At 64.7% G+C, this 20,131-nt stretch carries 16 protein-coding genes, 1 tRNA gene and 1 pseudogene; 7 read left to right on the plus strand and 11 right to left on the minus strand.

Annotation, left to right across the window (positions count from 1 at the left end):
• Nucleotides 1-128 precede the first annotated feature (128 nt).
• On the minus strand, nucleotides 129-4,028 hold the full coding sequence (locus P9228_RS06820; protein WP_278052799.1) for a PAS domain S-box protein: 3,900 nt from the start codon (nucleotides 4,026-4,028) through the stop codon (nucleotides 129-131).
• Between the two features lie 246 nt (nucleotides 4,029-4,274).
• Between P9228_RS06820 and P9228_RS06825 the strand changes: the two genes are divergently transcribed.
• Together P9228_RS06825 and P9228_RS06830 are read left to right on the plus strand one after the other, a co-directional pair.
• Entirely contained in the window at nucleotides 4,275-4,733 is a 459-nt protein-coding gene (locus P9228_RS06825) for a phasin (protein ID WP_066989279.1), read from the plus strand.
• Between the two features lie 342 nt (nucleotides 4,734-5,075).
• Nucleotides 5,076-5,152: transfer RNA gene (locus P9228_RS06830), tRNA-His, on the plus strand.
• A gap of 111 nt (nucleotides 5,153-5,263) precedes the next feature.
• On the opposite strand, the pseudogene P9228_RS06835 reads toward P9228_RS06830, so the two are convergent.
• Nucleotides 5,264-5,538, minus strand: a pseudogene (locus tag P9228_RS06835) (ABC transporter ATP-binding protein); the annotation flags it as partial.
• A gap of 483 nt (nucleotides 5,539-6,021) precedes the next feature.
• Between P9228_RS06835 and P9228_RS06840 the strand changes: the two are divergent.
• Entirely contained in the window at nucleotides 6,022-6,276 is a 255-nt protein-coding gene (locus P9228_RS06840; protein WP_278052800.1) for a hypothetical protein, read from the plus strand.
• A gap of 44 nt (nucleotides 6,277-6,320) precedes the next feature.
• On the opposite strand, the gene P9228_RS06845 is transcribed toward P9228_RS06840, so the two are convergent.
• Nucleotides 6,321-7,439 (minus strand): P1 family peptidase, encoded by a 1,119-nt coding sequence (locus tag P9228_RS06845; RefSeq protein ID WP_278052801.1) that lies wholly within the window; start codon nucleotides 7,437-7,439, stop codon nucleotides 6,321-6,323.
• 1 nt (nucleotide 7,440) lies between these two features.
• Nucleotides 7,441-9,006 carry an exodeoxyribonuclease VII large subunit gene (gene xseA, locus P9228_RS06850; RefSeq protein WP_278052802.1) on the minus strand — a complete coding sequence of 522 codons (1,566 nt, stop codon included), beginning with the start codon at nucleotides 9,004-9,006 and terminating at the stop codon, nucleotides 7,441-7,443.
• 122 nt (nucleotides 9,007-9,128) lie between these two features.
• On the opposite strand from xseA, the gene P9228_RS06855 reads away from it, so the two are divergent.
• Complete coding sequence (locus P9228_RS06855; protein WP_278052803.1) at nucleotides 9,129-11,357, plus strand: EAL domain-containing protein; 2,229 nt, start codon at nucleotides 9,129-9,131, stop codon at nucleotides 11,355-11,357.
• A gap of 4 nt (nucleotides 11,358-11,361) precedes the next feature.
• Here P9228_RS06855 and P9228_RS06860 read toward each other — a convergent pair whose 3' ends face one another.
• On the minus strand, nucleotides 11,362-12,318 hold the full coding sequence (locus P9228_RS06860; RefSeq protein WP_066989268.1) for a LysR substrate-binding domain-containing protein: 957 nt from the start codon (nucleotides 12,316-12,318) through the stop codon (nucleotides 11,362-11,364).
• A 236-nt stretch (nucleotides 12,319-12,554) separates the two neighbouring features.
• Here P9228_RS06860 and P9228_RS06865 point away from each other — a divergent pair, with 236 nt between their 5' ends.
• On the plus strand, nucleotides 12,555-12,845 hold the full coding sequence (locus tag P9228_RS06865) for a DUF1127 domain-containing protein (protein ID WP_095801090.1): 291 nt from the start codon (nucleotides 12,555-12,557) through the stop codon (nucleotides 12,843-12,845).
• 164 nt (nucleotides 12,846-13,009) lie between these two features.
• Here P9228_RS06865 and P9228_RS06870 read toward each other — a convergent pair whose 3' ends face one another.
• From P9228_RS06870 to P9228_RS06885, 4 genes are all read right to left on the minus strand, one after another.
• On the minus strand, nucleotides 13,010-13,894 hold the full coding sequence (locus P9228_RS06870; protein WP_278052804.1) for a DUF937 domain-containing protein: 885 nt from the start codon (nucleotides 13,892-13,894) through the stop codon (nucleotides 13,010-13,012).
• A 100-nt stretch (nucleotides 13,895-13,994) separates the two neighbouring features.
• Nucleotides 13,995-15,368: a glutamate--cysteine ligase gene (locus P9228_RS06875; protein ID WP_278052805.1), complete on the minus strand. Its 1,374-nt coding sequence runs from the start codon at nucleotides 15,366-15,368 to the stop codon at nucleotides 13,995-13,997.
• A gap of 105 nt (nucleotides 15,369-15,473) precedes the next feature.
• Entirely contained in the window at nucleotides 15,474-16,208 is a 735-nt protein-coding gene (locus P9228_RS06880; protein WP_127217556.1) for a 16S rRNA (uracil(1498)-N(3))-methyltransferase, read from the minus strand.
• Between the two features lie 31 nt (nucleotides 16,209-16,239).
• Nucleotides 16,240-16,887: a hypothetical protein gene (locus P9228_RS06885; protein ID WP_278052806.1), complete on the minus strand. Its 648-nt coding sequence runs from the start codon at nucleotides 16,885-16,887 to the stop codon at nucleotides 16,240-16,242.
• 88 nt (nucleotides 16,888-16,975) lie between these two features.
• On the opposite strand from P9228_RS06885, the gene P9228_RS06890 reads away from it, so the two are divergent.
• Nucleotides 16,976-17,674, plus strand: a complete 699-nt coding sequence (locus tag P9228_RS06890; protein WP_278052807.1) for a type 1 glutamine amidotransferase — start codon at nucleotides 16,976-16,978, stop codon at nucleotides 17,672-17,674.
• A 279-nt stretch (nucleotides 17,675-17,953) separates the two neighbouring features.
• Nucleotides 17,954-18,094: a hypothetical protein gene (locus P9228_RS06895; RefSeq protein ID WP_124997890.1), complete on the plus strand. Its 141-nt coding sequence runs from the start codon at nucleotides 17,954-17,956 to the stop codon at nucleotides 18,092-18,094.
• 46 nt (nucleotides 18,095-18,140) lie between these two features.
• Here the strand turns inward: P9228_RS06895 and P9228_RS06900 are convergent, their stop codons facing one another.
• Both P9228_RS06900 and P9228_RS06905 read right to left on the minus strand, forming a co-directional pair.
• Nucleotides 18,141-18,917: a metallophosphoesterase family protein gene (locus P9228_RS06900; RefSeq protein ID WP_278052808.1), complete on the minus strand. Its 777-nt coding sequence runs from the start codon at nucleotides 18,915-18,917 to the stop codon at nucleotides 18,141-18,143.
• 59 nt (nucleotides 18,918-18,976) lie between these two features.
• Nucleotides 18,977-20,113, minus strand: coding sequence for an alpha-hydroxy acid oxidase (locus tag P9228_RS06905; protein WP_278052809.1), 1,137 nt, complete (start codon nucleotides 20,111-20,113; stop codon nucleotides 18,977-18,979).
• Nucleotides 20,114-20,131: the final 18 nt, after the last annotated feature.

Here is a 20,131-nt window from a genome sequence, read left to right on the forward strand (position 1 = left end):
ACTTGAGGGAGAAATCCCGTTCCTCGTCCCCTGAGGTTCAGCTCAAGCCCCGTTGTGACAGCATCCCATTTTCCAAGGCGTCCTCCAGGACGCCTTTTTCTTTGGCCGAAGCTCGGTCTTGCGGATCGTTATTCGGCCAGCACGCGCGTCGATGGGAAGACGACCTCGACCAGCGTGCCTTCGCCAGGTGTCGATGTGATAGTGAAGCGGGCACGGTTGGCCTCCACCATCGCCTTGGTCAGAGGCAGCCCGAGGCCGGTGCCGTCGCCGCGGCCGCGTTTGAGCGCATTGATCTGCTTGAACGGCTTCAGTGCCTGCTCGATCTCGGCCGGCGTCATGCCGATGCCGGTATCGCGCACGCGCATGACGACGTCGCCGGAGGTCTCGTAGGCGGTGGACACAATCACCTGGCCGCCGGCCTGGGTATAGCGGATGGCGTTGGAAAGTATGTTCAGCGCAATCTGGCGCACACTCCTCAAATCCGCCACCACTTCCGGCAGCCGCGAGGCGAAGCTCGAGCGGATGATGACGCGCTCGCGGTTGGCCTGCGGCTGCATCATCGCCACCGTTTCGGCCAGCGTGTCGTTGAGCGACACCGCCTCATAGGCCATCTCCTGCTGGCCGGCCTCGATCTTGGAGATGTCGAGCAGGTCGTTGACGAGGTCGAGCACGTGGTTGCCCGAACGGTTGATGTCACGCAGATAGTCGCGATAGCGGTCGTTGGCCACCGGGCCGAACTTCTCGTCCACCATCAGTTCGGAAAAGCCGATGATGGCGTTGAGCGGCGTGCGGATCTCATGGCTGATGCGGGCGAGGAAATCCGTCTTCTGCGAGGAGGCACGCTCGGCCACGGCGCGCGCCTGGGTGAGGTCTTCCTCGGCCCGCTTCCACTGCGTGATATCGCGTACGACGGCGCAGAAGCCGCTGTCGTTGGGCAGTCTGCCGATGGTCATGAACAGCGGGATGAAGCGCCCTTGCGCCTCGCGGCCGATCACCTCGCGCCCGTCGTTCAGCAAGCTCGCCACGCCAGGTTCGGAGAGGCCGACGAGATAGTCGCGCGCCGCGCGCTGGCTCTCGATGGCGAACAGCGAGGCAAAGGGCTTGCCGGCGATCTCGTCGCTGTCGAAGCCGAACAGGGCTTCAGCCGGGCGGCTGATCGAGCGGATGTTGCCGTCGCGGCCGATCAGCACCACGCCGTCGGTGGCGGTGTCGATGATGGTGCGCATTTCGGCGATGCGCGACTTCAGTTCGGACACGTCCGGCTGCTGGTTCGGCTCGTCATTGGCCGCGCTGAGATGCGAGGAGGGCGCCTCGTCCTCGCCCGAGCGGCGCACCACCAGCATCAGCGCCTTGCCGCCGCGCCACGGCACCGAGCGCAGGAGCGCATCGATCGGGAATTCCTGGCCCTGGCGGGTTGTGAGCTTCAGCGAACGGTCGCTTTCGTCAGTCTCGCCATCATCGGCGTAATGGTCGGCGAACAGCGCGCCGAGCCCGCCGGCATCGGCAAGGTCTTCCAGCGCGTCGTATCCGGTGAGTTCGAGGAACGCCTCATTGGCATAATGCAGCACGTCGCCGGAATGGATGAGCAGCGGCACAGGCAGCCTGGCGAGGATGGACGTGTCGGGAGCCCTGTCGCCTTCCCCGGTGGAGAAAGCCGAGGGCACGAAGCCCTCGAGCTTGAGCGGCGGCACCGTGAGGCGCGGCCTTTTCGGTGGCCGCGCTTTTGCTTCGCCAGGCTGTTCAGGCGCAGGCAGGGCGCCGTCCCGGTCGGAACCGGCCCAGTCCTCGCTGTCTTCCGCGTCGCGAAAATCGTCGGCGGTCATACCGTCGTCGTCGCCAGCGCCTGCCTCTGGGGCAGGGGCTTCGGCTGCCGGCCGCTCGGCCGTCGATTCGGCTGCCCTGTCCGCCGCTGCGGTTTGGCGGGTGTCGGAACCCGCCGCTTCCTCCGCTTCATCGGCGGGTTTCTCGCGCCCGGCATAGTTGAGCAGCGACCCGGAGGCGGCGGGCGTTTCGTCTTTCCCAGCGGCTGTCTCGGGAACATCGAGGCCGTCGAGCCGAGCCAGATCCTTCTGATCTTCCGCCTCGGTCTCCGCTTCGGCCGTACCAATGGCCTCGTTGCCTTCCGGTATGGCCGGCTCAGGCGAGGTCGCGTCAGTCGCGTTCAGATCGGAGTGGTCGGTCTTCCTCTCACCGGCCAACGGTTGTTCGGCCGTGGGAGCAGCCTTGTCGGCGGTTGCAGCCGCATCTGATTGCTTTTGAGCACCCGCGGTTGCGCCGCTTGGCGGCTCGGCCGGTCCCGAACTGTCCTTCCGCAGCCGCTCGCCGATCTCGCGAAAGGCGCTGCGCTCGAGGATCGACAGCCCTTTCTCACTCGCCGGCCTGTCATTTCCCGGCTGCTTGTCGTTGGCCGGCTGCCTGTGCTCGGCCAGCCGGATCACCTTGTCGGCATAGCGGCGCTCCGGCTTGGGCACGATGGTCAGCGCCGGCACTTCGCCCAGGAACGGGTCGGCAGGTTTCGCCGGCTCGGCCGCGGGTTGCCCGGCGGCAGGTTCGGGTTCTGTCGGAGCGGCGCCATTGGGCACCAGCGCCATGCCGAGCGCTTCCGGGTCGACAACGGCGTCGGCGCTGCGCGCGACGCCGAAGCCGCGGAAGCCTTCGAAGGCGCGGCTGCGGCCATAGACCGGCAGCGCCGCAAGATCGACGGGGATCTTCAGGTCCGTGCCCGCCAGCGGCCACAGCACCGAGCGTCCCGACCAGGTATCGCGCCGCTCGAGCAGAGTGGCGATCTCGCCCGATGCGTCGAGGCCGAAAGTCGTCGCGACATCCCTGAAGCGGCGACCGATCACATCGGCGGCGGGTTTGCCGACGATATCGGCGAATTCCGGCGACAGCGCGCTGAACTTACCTTCGGCGTCGGTCCGCCAGACGAAACGCAGCGGCGGCGCCGAACGGTCGATGTTGCGCGCCGCGCTCGGCTCGGCCGCCGCCGTTCCGGCGGTGTGCTGCCGGCTTGGGGCCGCGACCTCCGCCGGTCCGATCTGTGGCGGCCTCTCCGGCCTCTTCACGTCGTCGCCGCCGGCATTGAAATACCAATGGTCATGCTGCGCCGGGCCGGCACCGCCTGCCAGCGCAGCATCCGGCGCGTGGTCGGCCGTGGCCGCGGTCCCTTGCGTTGGCTGGGCGTCATCCGTGGCCGCCGGCGGGACCGCGTCTGCCTTTTCGCCCTTTGCCGCGGCCGGAGACTGGGTATTGTTCTCTCGGCTCGGCTCGGCGATGACTGTGGTGTTTTTGTCTTCGGAGACGGTGGGCGCGCCTTCCGGTGCTGCCGACTTACCGGCGTCGGGCTGGTCGTTCCGCTCGCCGTCGAGCTGGTCTTCGTCGATCACCACCAGGAGATGGCGCGCGTCGGTCAAGCGCGCAAGCCCGGCCGGGTACGAGGTGCTTGCGCCGGGAACAAGCCGCTTGACGATGCGGTCTCCAGCACTTGCCACGTCCGCGACCAGGGCAGCGAGCGTCTCCGGCCTGATGCCGAGCGCGGCAAATCCCTCCGAAGCCGCCTCGACATGGCCTTGGGCATCGACGAAGGCGATGAAATGTCCGGCCTCGGTGAAGCCGCCAATGGCGCGGCTGGCTATTTCGGCGGCGCCGCGCGAGCCGGTCTGCGCCGCGGGCATCGCCAGCATGATCGCCTTTTCGCCGTCCGGCATCGTTACCGCGCTGGCGAGCAAGCCGACGGCGCGGCTGACCATGCCGGTCGCCAGCCGCACGGTGACGGCGCGGTCGCTGCCGATATCCGGAAAGCCGCTGGTCGCCATGATCTGCCGCCTGGCAATTAGCGGCAGCCGCGCGGAAGCGCCGATGATTGCTTCGATTTCCGGATAGCCGAATACCGCGGCACCTGGCCCGTTGGCCCAGATCACCTGCTCGAGATCGGCCGACAGTATGGCAAGCGCGTCGCCGGCGGCGAAGCGCTGGCGCACCGCGTCGAGCACGGCGACGTCGAGGAAGGAGTAGTTTTCAGGCGGCATGCGCTGGCAGACCTTCCAGGCGGGCTTTTTGAGTTAACGCTTTGTTAATAAAAGCGTACGGGACCAAGGTCCACAAGCCATGCCGTGTATCGGCCGAAATCTCTGGGCTCTTGGTTAATGGCGGGGCGATTTTTTATGGTGCAGTGCAACAAAGATATTGCAATGCACAAAACTTGCCTTTATATTGCCATCATACATGAACGAGACGGCTTTCCGTCAAAGCCGCTGCCCTTGAAAGGTTGGAAAATGTCCAAGACTGCCAAGACCGAGACCATCGAGAACGTTGAATTCCCGAGCTTTGACGCTTCCAAAGCCACCGACCAGATCCGCGCCTTCGCCGAGAAGGGCGTCGAGCAGTCGAAAGAGGCCTACACCAAACTGAAGAACGGCGCCGAGGAGACCCAGAAGGTTCTGGAGTCGACCTACGAGACCGCCAAGACCGTTTCCGGCGATGTCTCGCTGAAGACCATTGCCATCCTTCGCGCCAATGCCGAGGCCAGCTTCTCGCACCTTGAAGCCCTGGTCGGCGCCAAGACGCTGTCGGAAGTCGTCGAGCTGCAGACTGCCTTCCTGCGCAAGCGCGCTGAGATGGCCGTCGAGCAGGCCAAGGACTTTCAGGCCGTCGCCTCCAAGGCTGTCGAGGACGTCTCGAAGCCGGTGAAGACCGCTTTCGAGAAGGCGTTCAAGGACATCAAGGCGGCCTGATTTCAGGCGCAACTCAACGATGCATCAAAACGTCGCATTTCGTCAGACAAATGGATGTGCGATGAATTGATGAGATGAATACCCGGAGTGTGAAACCTCCTCCCTTTGCTCTCCGGGGTGACCAGCCAGCTCCTCCTCCCGCTGGCTCGTAACAGGAAAAGGCCGGCACCTCCTCCCGCCGGCCTTTTCTTTGCCCAATCAGGACTGCGCGGGTTCGTTCATCGGATCTTTGCCTCATCAAAGGCCTTGAATTAGACTCCGATAATCCGTATTGGACGCATCGCCGACGACGGAGCGGACACGGGGAATGATTTTCTCCTCGGATTGCGCTCAGGCGGATGTGCCGTTGTAGCTCAGTTGGTTAGAGCACCAGATTGTGGATCTGGGGGTCGCTGGTTCGAGCCCAGCCAACGGTACCATCGATTCCTGGCGGTCACGTCGCTTTTCCGGCCGCCGCGTCCCAATCCTCTATTGGGTGACGAAGCATCGCCGGGCGACGAAGGGCAGCTCAGGCTGAGCAGCCCGCGCACCTCGCAGAAGGCCAGGCGCCTCTCATAGCCGGTCTGATGGCCGACGGCCTCGTTCTGCGCCATCGTGAAAAGACCTGCACGACACTGACTGCAAGCAGTGTCAGGGCCGTGTTCCGAAGCGCCTGTTCGGCAGCCGTCCCGCCGCCCGCAACCATCACGCCCTGCGCCTGGTCGATGGCGCGCCGCAACGAATGTGGAATGAGAAGCTGCAGCGTCGCGGCAACGAAAGTCGAGGCGATGGTCATCGCCACCTGCCAAGTATGGCGCAGCGTCATGCCCAGATGCGCAGCAGGGGTGCCGAGACCTTTCCCCGAAGGCTGTCCGCCACCTGCCTGACGCGGCGGAAAGAAGCAGGCACGACGATCAGAGTCGACATTGTATGGGGAGATCACTATATAGCGGCGGCTTTCGGTTTCTCGCACCTTGGCTGCGCCTGCGAGATCGCCGTAAATGCGTGGTGTTGTGACGGAAATCGGTCTGAAAAACCGGAAGAAAGCAAGTAAAAACAACAGAGCGGATCTTTGACGGTCCTGGCCTAAGCATTATCCTCAACAATCTGAACGTGTCCCTCGAACCTTTCCAGTCCTTCGGCTCCGCGGACCCTGGGCAAGACATCTTGTCCCATGGGCAAGGCATCTTGTCCCATTGGCAAGACGTCTTGCCGGCAGGGGCCGACTCGGCTCGAATGGGCCTGCGTCCCGTGGCGGGACGCGAGCGTTCATGACTACCAATCGGCATTGCCGCTAGGGAAAAGCAGTATGAGTGAACATGCGATCGAGTTCTTGCGCGGATGGATTGGCGAAAAGGTCCAATGGCAGCATTCGCCGGTGAAGATCGACGAGCAGGCCGAAACTCTCGCCAAGGAGTGCTGCGCCAAGGCCGCCGAGGAAGGCATCCTTCTGGAAGACATCCAGGAAGAGGTCGGCGACATCCAGGAACTGATCGCTTCGCGCCTTGAGGAAGTCGCCGAGGAGAGCGAGCAACAGACGACGTCGGACAAGCCGTCCGAATAAGATACCGTGCGCGCGGTTTGTCTGACCTCAGCCGGGCGTCCGGCTTAGCCGAAATTGTCCTTCAGCCACGCCTTTGGCAGCGCCGGCACGAAATTGCCGTCGCGCCCGGTCATGTCCTCATTGGCGACGAGCGCGTTGAGGATCGCCTCCTCCACCCCTTGCACCACAGCATCGAAGAACGGGTCGATATCGACATCGGGAATGAACTCCGCGCGGGCGACGCGGCCTGAAGCCGCCAGCGCGGCCTCGCGATTGGCGGTCGAAAAGGCAAGAAAGATATCGCCCGAGCTATGGTAGCCGTAGCCGCCGGCCAGGGCGATGCCGAGCGGCACGCGCCTGGCGAGGCGCTTCATCTGGTGCGGCAGGAATGGCGCATCCGTAGCGACGACGGCGATGATCGAGCCCTTTTCGGCGCGCGGCGTGCCTTCGCGGATCGCCGGCTCGGTGAGTTCCGGCCCGACGTGCCGGCCGCGAATGGTGAAGTTGCGCCGCTTGCCGAAATTCGCCTGCACGAACACGCCGAGCGTGTAGCTTCTGTCTTGCCATTCGACGATGCGCGAGGCGGTGCCTGACCCGGCCTTGAAGCCGAACGAGATCATGCCGGTGCCGCCGCCGACGCTTCCTTCCTCGATCGCGCCGTCCGTCGCGCCGTCGAGCGCCGAGGCGACATGCTCGAAGCTCACATGGTGGCCGTTGATGTCGTTGAGGAAGCCGTCATAGGTCTCCGCCGCCACCGGCAGGCCCCAGGCGCTGTCGAGCGCCGCCGGCAGCACCCGGCTCATCCAGCGCAGCGTTCCGTCGCGGGTAAGGCCGCAGGAATGGGTGTTGGTGATGGTAACCGGCAGGTTGAAGGCGCCGGTCTCCTCGATGATATGCGTGCCGGTCAGCTCGCCATTGCCGTTCTGGCTGAACACGCCGGCAAACACCGGCGTCGCCAGTTCGCCGACAGGTCTCGGCAGGATCGCAGTCACGCCGGTGCGCACGGGTCCTATCCCGACTTGCAGCGGGCCCCCGCCAGCAATCAGCGTCGTATAGCCGACCGCGGCGCCCGGCACGTCGGTGATGGCGTTGAAGCGGCCGGGCGTGCCGTCCAGTGCGATGTTGAACGAGCGCAGGCGCGGCTTGCCCGACGGCGTGCGCAGATGCGGGTCGCTCCTGCTCATTTCAGAACAACGAGCCCTGGTTGCCCGGCTCCTTGGCCTTGCCCGAGGGCTTGGCGGCCAACTTCGGCCGCGCGCCGCCGCTGGTGGCGATGGCCTCTGCATTGCCGTCGGCGAACTCCAGCTGCAGCGCCGCACCCGGCGCCAGCTCCGCGACGCGCTTGACGACGGTCCCATCGGCGTCCTTGACCAGCGCGAAGCCGCGCGCCAGCACGGCCTTGTGCGACAGCGTGGTGAGCAGCCGGTCGGCCTGGGTAAGAGCGGCACGCAGGCGGTCCAGCCGCCGCGCCATCGCCTGCTCCTGGCGGCGGGTCAGTCCGGCGAGCGTGTCGGCCTGCAGCTTCTGGCGCCTGACGATCGGCGCCGGCGACAGCCTTGCCGAGTTGCGCTGAAAGCGCGCCCGGCCTTGCCGCACGATTGCGAAGAACGCGGCCCGCGCGCGGGCGATGTCCCTGCCTGTCAGCCTGCGCGTCTCATTGAGGCGGCGCGACAAGGTGGCCGGCGTCAGCCGCTGCCGCTCCAGCCTTGCGCGCTTGCGTTCGATGCTCACCGTCAGCCCGCGGCCGAGCCGGCTCGTTGCCTCGTCGAAGCGCCTGCGCGGCAACGCCAGCAGCTGGTCGGGTGAGGGGAGCGCCCGCGCCGCGGCGCGCACCGCCTGGCGCTTGCGATCCAGGTGCCGCGAGGTGCAGGCACTAAGCCGCGCGCCGAGATTTGCCAGTGTCGCTTCGAGCTCCGCCTTGACCGGCACTGCCATCTCGGCGGCGCCCGTCGGCGTCGGCGCCCGCATGTCGGCGACGAAGTCGACCAACGTCCAATCGGTCTCGTGTCCGACGGCCGAGATGATCGGGATGCGCGAGGCGGCGACGGCGCGCGCCAGCCCTTCGTCGTTGAAACCCCAAAGGTCCTCGAGGCTGCCGCCGCCGCGCGCCACGATCAGGAGATCGGGCTGGCGGATTGCGCCGTCCCAGGTCAGTGCGTTGAAGCCGTTGACGGCTGCGGTCACTTCCTTTGCGGTCGTGTCGCCCTGGACCCGGACCGGCCACACCAGCACAGTGAGCGGAAAACGGTCCTTGATGCGATGGATGATGTCGCGGATCACCGAGCCCGTGGGCGAGGTGATGACGCCGATGACGCGCGGCATGAATGGTAACCGCCGCTTGCGGCCGGCATCGAACAGGCCTTCGGCCTGCAGCCGCCGCTTGCGCTCTTCCAGCAGCGCCATCAGCGCGCCGGCGCCGGCCGGCTCCAGATTGTCGATGACGATCTGGTAGTTGGATTTTCCGGGATAGGTCGTCAGCCTGCCGCTGGCGATCACTTCCATCCCTTCCTCGGGGCGGAATTTCAGCCGCGCCATGGTGGTCTTCCAGACCACGGCCTCGATCCGCGCACGGTCGTCCTTCAGCGCGAAATAGGCGTGTCCGGAGGAATGCGGGCCGCGGTAGCCGGAAATCTCGCCGCGCACCCGCACATTGCCGAAAGCATCCTCGACCGTGCGCTTCAACGCGCCGGAAATCTCGCTCACCGTATATTCGGTGGCATTGCTGCGTGATTCGGTTGCTGCTTCGCTCATGCTCTGATTGGGGAACGCTTATCGGGCGGCGTCAAGGCAGAGCTGAAATCTCGCTAATATTATAACGCGATCTTAAGCCCGATTTGCTTTGACTGGCGGTAGCAAGAGCCAGCCGGAAACACATGAGCGCAACCGCCAACACCAGACCTTTGACGCATCAGGTGACGCTGACCGTGCTGACGTTGGCGGTCTTCGCGCTGGCCATGGTCGTCGGCTTCGGCATCTACGCGGCGGCTCAGGCTGACAACGCCTCGCTCGAACGGCAGAAGATATTCATCGACGAGGGTTTGAAGGACCAGATTGCGTCTGTTCAGCGTGAGCAGGAAAGCGTTGCGGTCTGGGACGACGCGGTCGCCAATGTCAGGGCCGGCAATTGGACCTGGATCGAGGAGAACCTCAGCGTCTGGATGTATACCTATTACGGTCACAACCGGGTCTACATTCTCGATGCCGCCAATCGTCCGGTCCATGCCATGCAGGAAGGTAAGGTGGTCGATGCGTCCGTCTATGGCGATGACGAGCCTGCCTTGCAGCCATCCATCGAGAAGCTGCGCCGCATGCTGGCTGAGCCACAGAAGGCGGACGCTTCCGGCCAGCCGGCCAAGATGGTCGCGGAGGACCTTGTGTCGCTCCAGGGAAAACCGGCGATCCTGAGCGTCATGGCGCTGGTGCCGAGTACGGACCGGGTCACGCAGGCGCCCGGCACCGAATATCTGCACGTTTCGGTGGAGTTCATCAACGACGCGGTCATCGGCAAGATCGCCAAAAAATATCTGCTCGACGGCGCGCGTCTCGTGCCGCTGTCGCAATCGGTCGGAGCCGCTGCGGTGCCTCTGGTCGATTCCCGCGGTATCATCCTCGGTTATGTCGGCTGGGACCAGGAACGGCCAGGTCTCACGCTGGTGCGCAAGATGGCCCCGGCGCTGGTCTTGGCGCTGCTTGTCGCGGCCGGCGTTCTGGCGTTTCTGCTGAGCAGGCTCCGCCGCGCCTCGTCCGCGCTGCAGACAAGCCAGGACGAGGCGCAATATCTCGCATTCCACGACACGCTCACCGGCCTGCCCAACCGGGCTTTGTTCGAGGACCGCTTGCGTCGGGCCCTGCTCAGGGCCAGCCAGGATATGGCGGTTCACGAGATGGGAAGGGTGGCGCTGCTTTATCTCGATCTCGACCGCTTCAAGCACATCAATGACACGCTCGGCCATCCGGCGGGCGATGAGCTTGTGCGTCAGACAGCGGCCAGGCTCCAGCACACCGTTCGCGAGGTGGACACCGTGGCGCGGCTGGGCGGCGACGAGTTCGCGCTGATCCTCGTCGACATCCGCGATATCCGTGCCGCCGAGGATATCGCCGAGCGGCTGCTGCAGAAGTTGCAGGAGCCGTTCAAGCTCATGGAAGATCAGGTCTTCGTCAGCGCCTCGATCGGCATCGCGCTATCGGACGGCGGCGAAACGGATGCCGACGATCTGCTGCGCAAGGCCGACATCGCGCTTTACGAAGCCAAGAAGAACGGCCGGGGCCGGCACCAGGTCTTCGCCGGCGACATGGACGACCTGCTCTTGCGCAAGCGCACAGTCGAGACCGAGCTTCGCAAGGCTCTCGACGGCGGGACCAGCATCAGGCTCGCCTACCAGCCGGTGTTCGCGGCGAACGGCAAGACGATCCTCGGCGCGGAGGCGCTGATCCGCTGGGGGCATGACGTGCATGGCGCATTGCCGGCGGCGCAATTCATTGCCATCGCCGAAGAGCGCGGCATGATCGGCCAACTCGGCGCGTGGGTGCTGCAGGAGGCCTGCCGTTTCGCCGTGCGAACCGACCTGCCGTGGCTCGCCGTCAACGTATCACCGCTGCAGTTGCGCGACGCCGGCTTTCCCGAACAGGTCGCGTCGATCCTTGCCGACACCGGGCTGGCGCCGCAGCGCCTGCAGTTCGAGATCACCGAAAGCGTGCTTCTGGACAACAGCGATGCTTCGAGGGCGGCTCTGACCACCTTGCGGCAGTTGGGCGTCGGCATCGTTCTGGACGATTTCGGGACCGGCTATTCATCGCTCAGCTACTTGCGTCGCCACGCCATCGATAAGCTCAAGATAGACCGCTCCTTCGTGCGGCTTCTCGATGGCGACGGCAACTCGGCCGCGATCGTCAAGGCCCTGATCGATCTTGCCATGGCGCTCGGGGTCGACGTCACCGCCGAGGGCGTGGAGACCGAGGCGCAGAAGATGCTGCTGGTCGCAATGGGCTGCCGGCAACTCCAGGGCTATTTCTTGTCGCCGCCGCTTGAGCCGGTCCAACTGCTCGGCCTTTCTGGTCTAGCTTCGCCGGACGAGATTCAGCCCGCCGCCGCTCGCGCCTGAACCCCTACCATCCAGGCAGGATCTGGTTTGCCTTGGTCCGCTTCATCTTGGCGAAGGCGAGTGCCGCGAAGTCGAAGCTTCCCGTCTCTTCGCTGACCGGCACGGAAATATTGTCCAGGCTTTCCGCGATATGGCGGGCCAGAGCATCGACGATCTCCGGCTGCGAGGTCTGGCCGCGCATGATGCCGATGCGGCAATCCGGCAGCGCGTCGAACCCGTCGGCCTCGCCGAGCACGCGCATGCCGGGCCTGAGCGCGCATTCCGGCAGCACCGAGATGGCGAGGCCGGAAAGCACGGCGGCGGTGATCACGGTCGCCGAGAAGCTGGAGAAGAGCACGCGGTATTCGCGGTTCTGCCGGTCGAGCACGTCGACCGCCGCGCGCCGCCAGATGCAGTTCGGCCGGCCGAACGCCATCGGCAGGATTTCCTGCTCATGCGTGGCATGATTGGCCGAGGTGACCCATAGAAGCGGCTCGCGCCGCACCACCTCCGACTGGCCGCGCGTGTCGTTGTGCGTCACCAGCGCGAGGTCGAGATTGCCGCGCTTGATGTGCTCGACAAGGCCCGGCGTCGGCTCGCAGATGACGGTGAGTTCCACACGCGGGTTGGAGCGCGAGAAGCGCGCCATGATCTCGGGCAGGAAGCGGTCCGCATAGTCATCCGGTGTGCCGATCCGTATCGTGCCTTCGAGCCGCTGGTCGTCGAAGGCCGCCAAAGTCTCGCGGTTGAGGTAGATCAGCCGCCTTGCATAGGAAAGCAGCCTGTCGCCTTCCTCGGTCAGCTTGTTGGTGCGACCATCCTTTTCGAACAGCGGCTTGCCGATCCGCTCCTCAAGACGGCGCATCTGCATCGACACCGCAGACTGTGTCCGGTGCACCTCCTCGGCAGCCCGCGTGAAGCTGCCGGTGTCGGCAATCGAGATGAAGGTCTGCAACTGATCGAGATCGAGCGGCGCTTTCATCGGTCCAATCCATCATTCGTGTTGATGCTAAAGATTAGAAACATTCGTTGGATTAATCAATCGCGGCGTGGCAAATTGCCATCGTCCACATGAAGGCACAGCATGTCGCCCAAAAGTGGCCCCCGTGTTGGGGGGCAACGACATGCGTCACGTTAACTGTATCGAGACCGCAACGGCGCTCCTCCCAGGCGCCGATTGCATGGTTTCGTCTGCACGACTCCGAAGGAGAGACTGACATGACCACGATCGAATTCGCCTCCGAGACCCCGCGCATCACCACGCGTCCGGCCGTTGCGACCCGCGTGCTCAATGCGGTCGCCGATGCCTTCCGCGCCTGGAAAAACCGCCGCGCCTTTTATCGCCTTGGCGAGATGTCGGATGCCGAGCTTGCCGACATCGGCCTGACCCGCGCCGACCTCCACGTCGCCGTCAGCGTGCCTTTCGGCCGCGATCCGACGGTGAAGCTGCGCGCAATCGCAGAAGAGCGCGTCGATATGATCGAGGACCTCGCCCGCAAGGTCGCCTGAGCGGCTTCGCCGGCTGCGTTTGCGCTCGCGCTGAACCTTTCGAGGGCTCGGCGCGACCAAGTTTCATGCAGGCTCCCACACTCCCTGCCGGTTCCCCGCCGGCCTGCCTGCACATTGCCCGGTTCCCCTCCAGGACCGGGCATTTTTCTTTTGAGTTGAGCGCCCTACCGTCGGTCCATCCCGCGCTTGAACTGGTCGAAGATCGTCTCCATGCCCTTCTGATATTCCTCGCGCTGCTGCGCGCCGGTCTCGAACATCCTGCCGAAGATGTCGTCGAATGGATTTCTCGGCCGGCCGCTCGGATTGGTTTGCGGCTGCGGCTGGGATTGCTGCGGCGCCTGCTGTCCGTCTGGCGTGCCGAAACCGCCGCCTTGCCGCAGCATTTCCTCGAACATCTTGCCCAGCGGATTGTCGCCGTAAGGGTTAGGCGCCTGCTGCGGTTGGCTTTGCGGCTGTTGGGCGCCGCCGCCGAACATGTCTTGCAGCACCTTGCCGAGCGGATTGTCGCCATAGGGACTTGGCGCCGGCTGCGGGGCCTGTGCGCCGCCTCCCGCCTGCCGCATCATCTCCTCGATGATCTCGCCGAAAGGATTGCCGCCGCCACCGAAGCCGCCGGCGGCCTGCATCTGGCTGTTGGTCTGCTTGAACAATCCGCCCATCATCATCGACGCCATCGCCGGCAGCATCTGCTGCAGCACCTGCTGGCTAAGGCCGGTCGCCTGCGCGGCCTGGGCCGCGACAGCGCGTGACAGGTCCTTCGAGCCGAACAGATGGCCGAGAATGCCGTTGCCTTCATCGATGCCTTGCGGCGTGAAGGCCCGGGTCGCGTCCTCGAAATACTTGGCGTGCTGGCCGCTCGCCATCGCCGTCATGAAAGCACCCATTCCATAGGGATCGGCGGTGTTGCGCTGAAGCCCCTGTGAGAAGGCCGGCAGCAGCGCCTGCACCGCGGCCTGCGCCTGCTGCATCGAAAGGCCAAACTGCTGGGCCAGCGCCTGCATGCCGGCGCCGTTCTGGGCTTGCAAAAAAATATCGAACAGGGAAGGCATGAGATCTCCTCCGCAATATCCTCACGGGGGAGCCTAGTTCGTTTCCATCACCGAATGAAGCAGCTTTTGCCGAGCCACGGCTCAGGTGGCCGGCGAACGGTCAGTAGGCATATTCCATGAACACCGGCTCGATCGAGCCGCCCCAGCGCGTGTGATATGCCGAAAGCATCTCCTCGGCGCTGGTGGTGCCGCGCGCCACGACCTCGTCGAGCGTGTTGAGGAACGAGGTCTCGTCATAGCCGTCGCGGTTCTTCTTGGCGCGGTTCTTCAGACCCGTGCGGGCGATGGCCAGCACGTCGCGGGCAACCTCGCGCAAGGTGGCGTTGCGGAATGGCGCCGAAATGCCGTGCTCCGGCACGGCGTTGCGCATCGCCAGCGCTTCTTCGTAGGTCCAGTTCGAGGTCAGCGTCTCCGCGGCGTCGAGTGCCTGCTCGTCATAGAGCAGGCCGACCCAGAAAGCCGGCAGCGCGCAGATGCGCCGCCACGGTCCGCCGTCGGCGCCCCGCATCTCGAGGAAGCGCTTCAGCCGCACATCGGGGAAGAGGGTGGAGAGGTGGTTCGCCCAGTCGCCCATTGTCGGCAGGCCGTCGGGCACTTGCGTGCACGCGGCACCCGCCATGAACTGGCGGAAGGTGTAGCGCGTCATGTCGTGATACTGCCCGTCGCGGATGACGAAATACATCGGCACGTCGAGCGCCCATTCGACATAGTCGGCAAACCCGAAATCCGGCGCGAAGCAGAATTCGAGCATGCCGGAGCGCTGGTTGTCGGTGTCGCGCCAAATGTCGCCGCGCCAGCTCTGCAGCCCGTTCGGCCGGCTTTCGGTGAAGGGCGAATTGGCGAACAGCGCCGTCGACAGCGGCTGCAGCTTCAGCGACACCTGCATCTTGCGGCGCATGTCGAATTCGCTTTCGAAGTCGAGATTCACCTGGATCGTGCAGGTGCGATACATCATGTCGAGGCCCTTGGAGCCGACCTTCGGCATGTAGCGAGTCATGATCTCGTAGCGCGACTTCGGCATTTTCGGCGTTTCGGCAAGCGACCATTTTGGGCTGCCGCCGAGGCCGAGGAAGCGGATGCCGAGCGGCTCGGCGATCTCGCGCACTTGCGCCAGATGCGCGTTGCCCTCGCGGCAGGTCTGGTGGATCGTCTCCAGCGGCGCGCCGGAGAGCTCGAACTGCCCGCCCGGCTCCAGCGAGATCGCGCCCTGGCCGGTCGGCTCGACCAGGCCGATGATGCGGCCGGCATCCATGATTGGATCCCAGCCGAGCTTTTCCTGCATGCCTTCCAGGATGGCGCGGATGCCACGCTCGCCGCCATAGGGCACCGGCGCGTTGCCATCGACATAGAAGGGGAACTTCTCGTGCTCGGTGCCGATCCGCCATTTGTCGCGCGGCTTGTTGCCCGCCGCCAGATAGCCGACGAGTTCGTCGATGCCTTCGATGGGCTGGATATCGGTTGTGTCGCGCGCCATAAGAAAGCCCTCCGCAGCTGTCAGCTAGCCGCCGGGCGCTAGATGGACGAAATGCCAGTAGCCGATCAAGCGAAAAATCCTGAGCCACGCCTCAACTGGATTTGATCACCAGTCGCCGATCGTCGCCTGCATCACCGCGAGCGCCGCGACCGCCGCGGTGTCGGCGCGCAGGATGCGCGGCCCGAGCGGAATGGCGCTGACGAAGGGCAGCGCCCGCATCATCCTGCGCTCGTCATCGGAAAAGCCGCCCTCTGGCCCCACCAGCAGCGCGAGTTTTTTCTCGCTTACCTTCTGCAAGGCTGGCAGTGGATTGTTGGTCGAGGCATCCTCGTCGCAGAAGATCAGCCGCCGTTCCTTGTCCCAGCCGCCGAGCAGCCGCTCCAGCTTCTCTGCTTCGCGCACCTCAGGCACCGCCAGGATGCCGCATTGCTCGGCCGCTTCGACAACATTGGCGCGCAGCCGATCAATGCCAGGCTTGGCCACTTGTGTGTGCTGAGTGATGACCGGTTGCAGGATGCCGGCGCCCATTTCGACCGCTTTCTGCACCAGATAGTCGAGGCGGCCCTGCTTCAGCGGGGCGAAGCAATAGACGAGATCGGGCAGCGGCGGCTGCGGCCGCTGCAGGGTAAGCACCTTGAGCCGCACGGCTTTCTTGGTCTTGGCGGCGATCGAAGCCGACCACTCGCCGTCGCGACCGTTGAAGAGCAGGACCTCCGCGCCTTCGCCGAGCCGCATCACATGCGCGAGATAGTGGCTCTGCTGCTGTCCAGCATCGAATTCGAAGCCCGGTCCGAGATCGTCCGGCACGAACAGCCGCTGCATTTTGTAGTTGGCGCGCATGGCCGAGCAATGGGCGAGGCGCAGGTTGTCGTCAAGTATCGGCGGACGGATGCCAGACCGGCGCGTAGCCATGTCTCAGCACCGAAACGCTTGTGGCAGGCGTGAGCAGTCGCAGCGATCGCCCGGCGAGGCGGTTGGACGGAAGAGGCGCGGCATACCCTGCGAAGGACCATTCGAGCGCCTTGCCGGCGCGGAGCGCGTATGCGGTCTCCCCCTCGGCCACGACTGCTCCATCCGGCAAACCGGCGAGTTCATCGGATGAGACGGCCGGCGGCCGCCCGCCGGAGGCCAGCCGCTCCCTGTGCAGCCGCTCGTCGACCATCGGCGCGCGCGGTTCGGCAATGCCGAAGACCTCGCCGAAGCGCCGCACGAAATCTCTCGCTTGGTCGCGCCGGCAGAAGAAGCAGGGCCGGTGACCGGCCGCGAGCGCCGTCACCTCGTCGAGAAAGAACAGCTCGGTCCAGCCGGCCTTTCCTCCAGGCCGATTGCGGCCCATCGGCTCGCGTCGCACGCCGCGGAATTGGCAGACGCAGATGATCCAGGCCGGGAGCGCCCAACGCTTCCTCAGAAGAGTTTTAGTCTCGGGGTCATGGATGATACCGCGATTACCGGTGAAGAGGCCGCGCTCGGGCACGGCATGGATGACGCCGAACGGATCGACCCGGTTCTGCAGTGGCATAGCTTTCTCTCCGGCGCGCGGCTTGGCTGAAACCGAGGCGGCATGATATCGCTCCCAGCGTCATTTTCATGTCAGCAGGGATTCGGGGATGCGGGTGCTGGTGGTCCAGAACTACGACAATACCGGCCTCGGCCAAGTCGGCGCCGCTCTCGCGGAGGCTGGCGCCGAGCTTGACTTGCGCCGCCCCTACCAAGGCGATGCGCTGCCCCGGGACGCGAACGGTCACGATGCCATGGTGGTTCTGGGCGGGGGGCAGAATGCGCTGGCCGACGACGACTATCCCTATTTTCCCGCCTTGCTCGAATTGACGCGCGATTTCGCCGGCAAGGACCGATCGGTGCTTGGCATCTGCCTCGGCGGCCAGCTCGTCGCCCGCGCCTTTGGCGCCGACAACCACATCGGCGGTGCGGTTGAATTCGGCTGGTGCGGGGTGTCGCTAACGGCCGAAGCCAAGCACGACCCTGTTCTCGGCACCTTGCCGGAAAAGTTCCCGACTTTCCAATGGCACGACGATACGTTCGACCTACCCGAGAAGGCCGTGCGGCTTGCGGGCAATGATGTCGCGGCGAACCAGGCTTTTCGTATTGGCCGCGCCGTCTATGGCTTCCAGTTCCATTTCGAGGCGGATCGCCCGCTGGTGCGCGACTGGAGCACCTCCTTCGCGGCGCTGATCGCCGAGCGCCATCCCGACTGGACCGGCAGGCTCGACTACGAGATGGCTAGCAACGGACCGCACGCCGACGCCGCAGGGCTCGCGATCGCGCGTGCCTGGGTGGCGACGATCTGACCGTCGCACCGCCGCGGAGCGTGACATAATTGGCACGCGGCGGCAGTTCCGCCTGGGGAAAACGCACTTCATTCTTGGTTTGTGTCCGGCCGCCCGCCTAAGAGGGCGCCCTCTGTATCGTCCGTGCAACCGCGATGAACCTGTTGTGTGATCCAAGCGACACACCGGCGATACAGAATCTGCTTAGAAGGGCGAAATCGTCGAAACATTGAGACGCATTTTATCGTTTCAACGCATTGGTAACCGCCTCATGCACAGATGCAGAAAGCTCAACCAGAGATGACGTCCGTGAAAGCAGCGCTTTTGTCCTTTGTAATGCTGTCTGCCATCGTCGTGTGCGGCCTCGGCATTTATTCTGCCGACGCTGCAAACAATCACCAGGCCGTCGACGGCTACGGCGTCACCGCGGCGCTTCGCTAGAGCCTGATCCTTCCCGACAAACGGAAAGCTGATCCCACACTTGGGGTCATGGCCAGAACGCCATTCCCTCGACCGTCAGAATGCGCTTTTCAGCGCCGTCGACGGCAAGTGCGCTGAGCGTTCCCGCCTGCCAGGCGAGCGTGTCGAGATTGACGCGGTTGGCCATCACCTCGACGTCCGGCACCGGCGTATGCCCGTGCACGATCACTTTGGGATACAGCCCCGGGTAATCGTGGAAGACGTCGCGGATCCAGATCAGGTCCAGCTCGTTCTGGCTTTCGAGCGGCACCCCCGGCCGGATGCCGGCATGGCAGAAGAAGAAGTCGCCGAAGGACGCTGAAAAAGACAGCGAGCGCAGGAAGTCGACATGGGCTTGCGGCACTGCTTCGACCAGGGCCGCGTGTCCGTGCTCCAGCGCCTCGTCCGACCTGCCGAACCAGCTGCTGCCGGTCGAGAGCTTCACCCCGTATGACGCCGCGGTCTGGACGCCGCCATAGCGCATGAACAGACCCTCCGGATCGGGTTTGGCAAGGAATTCGAGCATGCCGATGTCATGGTTGCCGGCAAGCATGATGTTGCGGGGATCACGGCTCCGCGCCTCGATCAGGAATTCGATGACGTTCCTCGAGTCCGGTCCGCGGTCGACATAATCGCCGAGATGGATGATGCGCCAATCGGACTTTGGTCCGTACTCCAGATCGCTTGCTATCCGGCTGTGCATGGCGGCGAGCAGGTCATGACGGCCATGCACGTCGCCGATGGCATAGATGCGTATGCCTTTCGGCCCGCGCGCGTCTAGATAGTGGATGCCGGCTTCAGTCAAGGCGACGTCTTCCCGTGTCTGTCATCACGGGAAACTAGAGCGGATCGGTGAATAAGCCCCTAGCGCCGCAGCTGGTCCTTGCCCATGTCGGTTACCAGACGCTTACCGCACAGCGCCAGCGTGATGTCCATCTCCTTGCGGATGATCTCCAGCGCCTTGGTGACGCCCGCCTTGCCCATCGCGCCGAGTCCGTAAAGGAACGGCCGGCCGATATAGGTGCCCTTGGCGCCGAGGCAGAGCGCCTTGAGCACGTCCTGACCCGAGCGAATGCCGCCATCCATATGCACCTCGATCCGATCGCCGACAGCGTCGGCGATCTCTTCCAGCACCGAGATCGAGGAGGCGGCGCCGTCGAGCTGCCGCCCGCCATGATTGGACACGATGATCGCGTCGGCTCCCGTCTCGGCCGCCATCAACGCATCCTCCTTGTCGAGGATGCCCTTCAGGATCAGCTTGCCGCCCCAGCGCTCCTTGATCCAGGCGACATCCTTCCAGGACAGCTGCGGGTCGAACTGCTCCGTCGTCCAGGACGACAGCGAAGAAACGTCGCCGACACCCTTGGCGTGGCCGACGATGTTGCGGAAGGTGCGGCGCGGCGTGCCCGCTATCCCCAGGCACCAGCGCGGCTTGAGGGCGAGATCGACAATGTTGGCGAGCGTCATCTTGGGCGGTGCCGACAGCCCGTTGCGCACGTCCTTGTGACGCTGACCGAGGATCTGCAGGTCAAGCGTCAGCACCAGCGCCGAGCATTTCGCCGCCTTAGCGCGGTCGATGAGATTGACGACGAAATCCTTGTCGCGCAGCACGTAGAGTTGGAACCAGAACGGCTTCTTGGTCACCGAGGCGACGTCCTCGATCGAACAGATGCTCATGGTCGAGAGCGTGAACGGCACGCCGAATTCCTCAGCCGCCTGCGCCGCGAGCATCTCGCCGTCGGCATGCTGCATGCCGGTCAGCCCGGTCGGTGCCAACGCCACCGGCATCGCCACCTTCTCACCGATCATGGTCGATTCCAGCGAGCGGTTGCTCATGTCGACCAGCACGCGCTGGCGGAATTTTATCTTGCCGAAGTCCTCCTCGTTGGCGCGGTAGGTGCTCTCCGTCCAGGCGCCGGAATCGGCATAGTCGAAGAACATCTTCGGCACCTTGCGGCGCGCCATGTCCTTGAGGTCGGCGATGGTGAGGATGTCGCTCATGGTAGTCCCCGCGTGATC

It is taken from the genome of Mesorhizobium sp. WSM4898 (assembly GCF_029625845.1).
Lineage (GTDB): Bacteria > Pseudomonadota > Alphaproteobacteria > Rhizobiales > Rhizobiaceae > Mesorhizobium.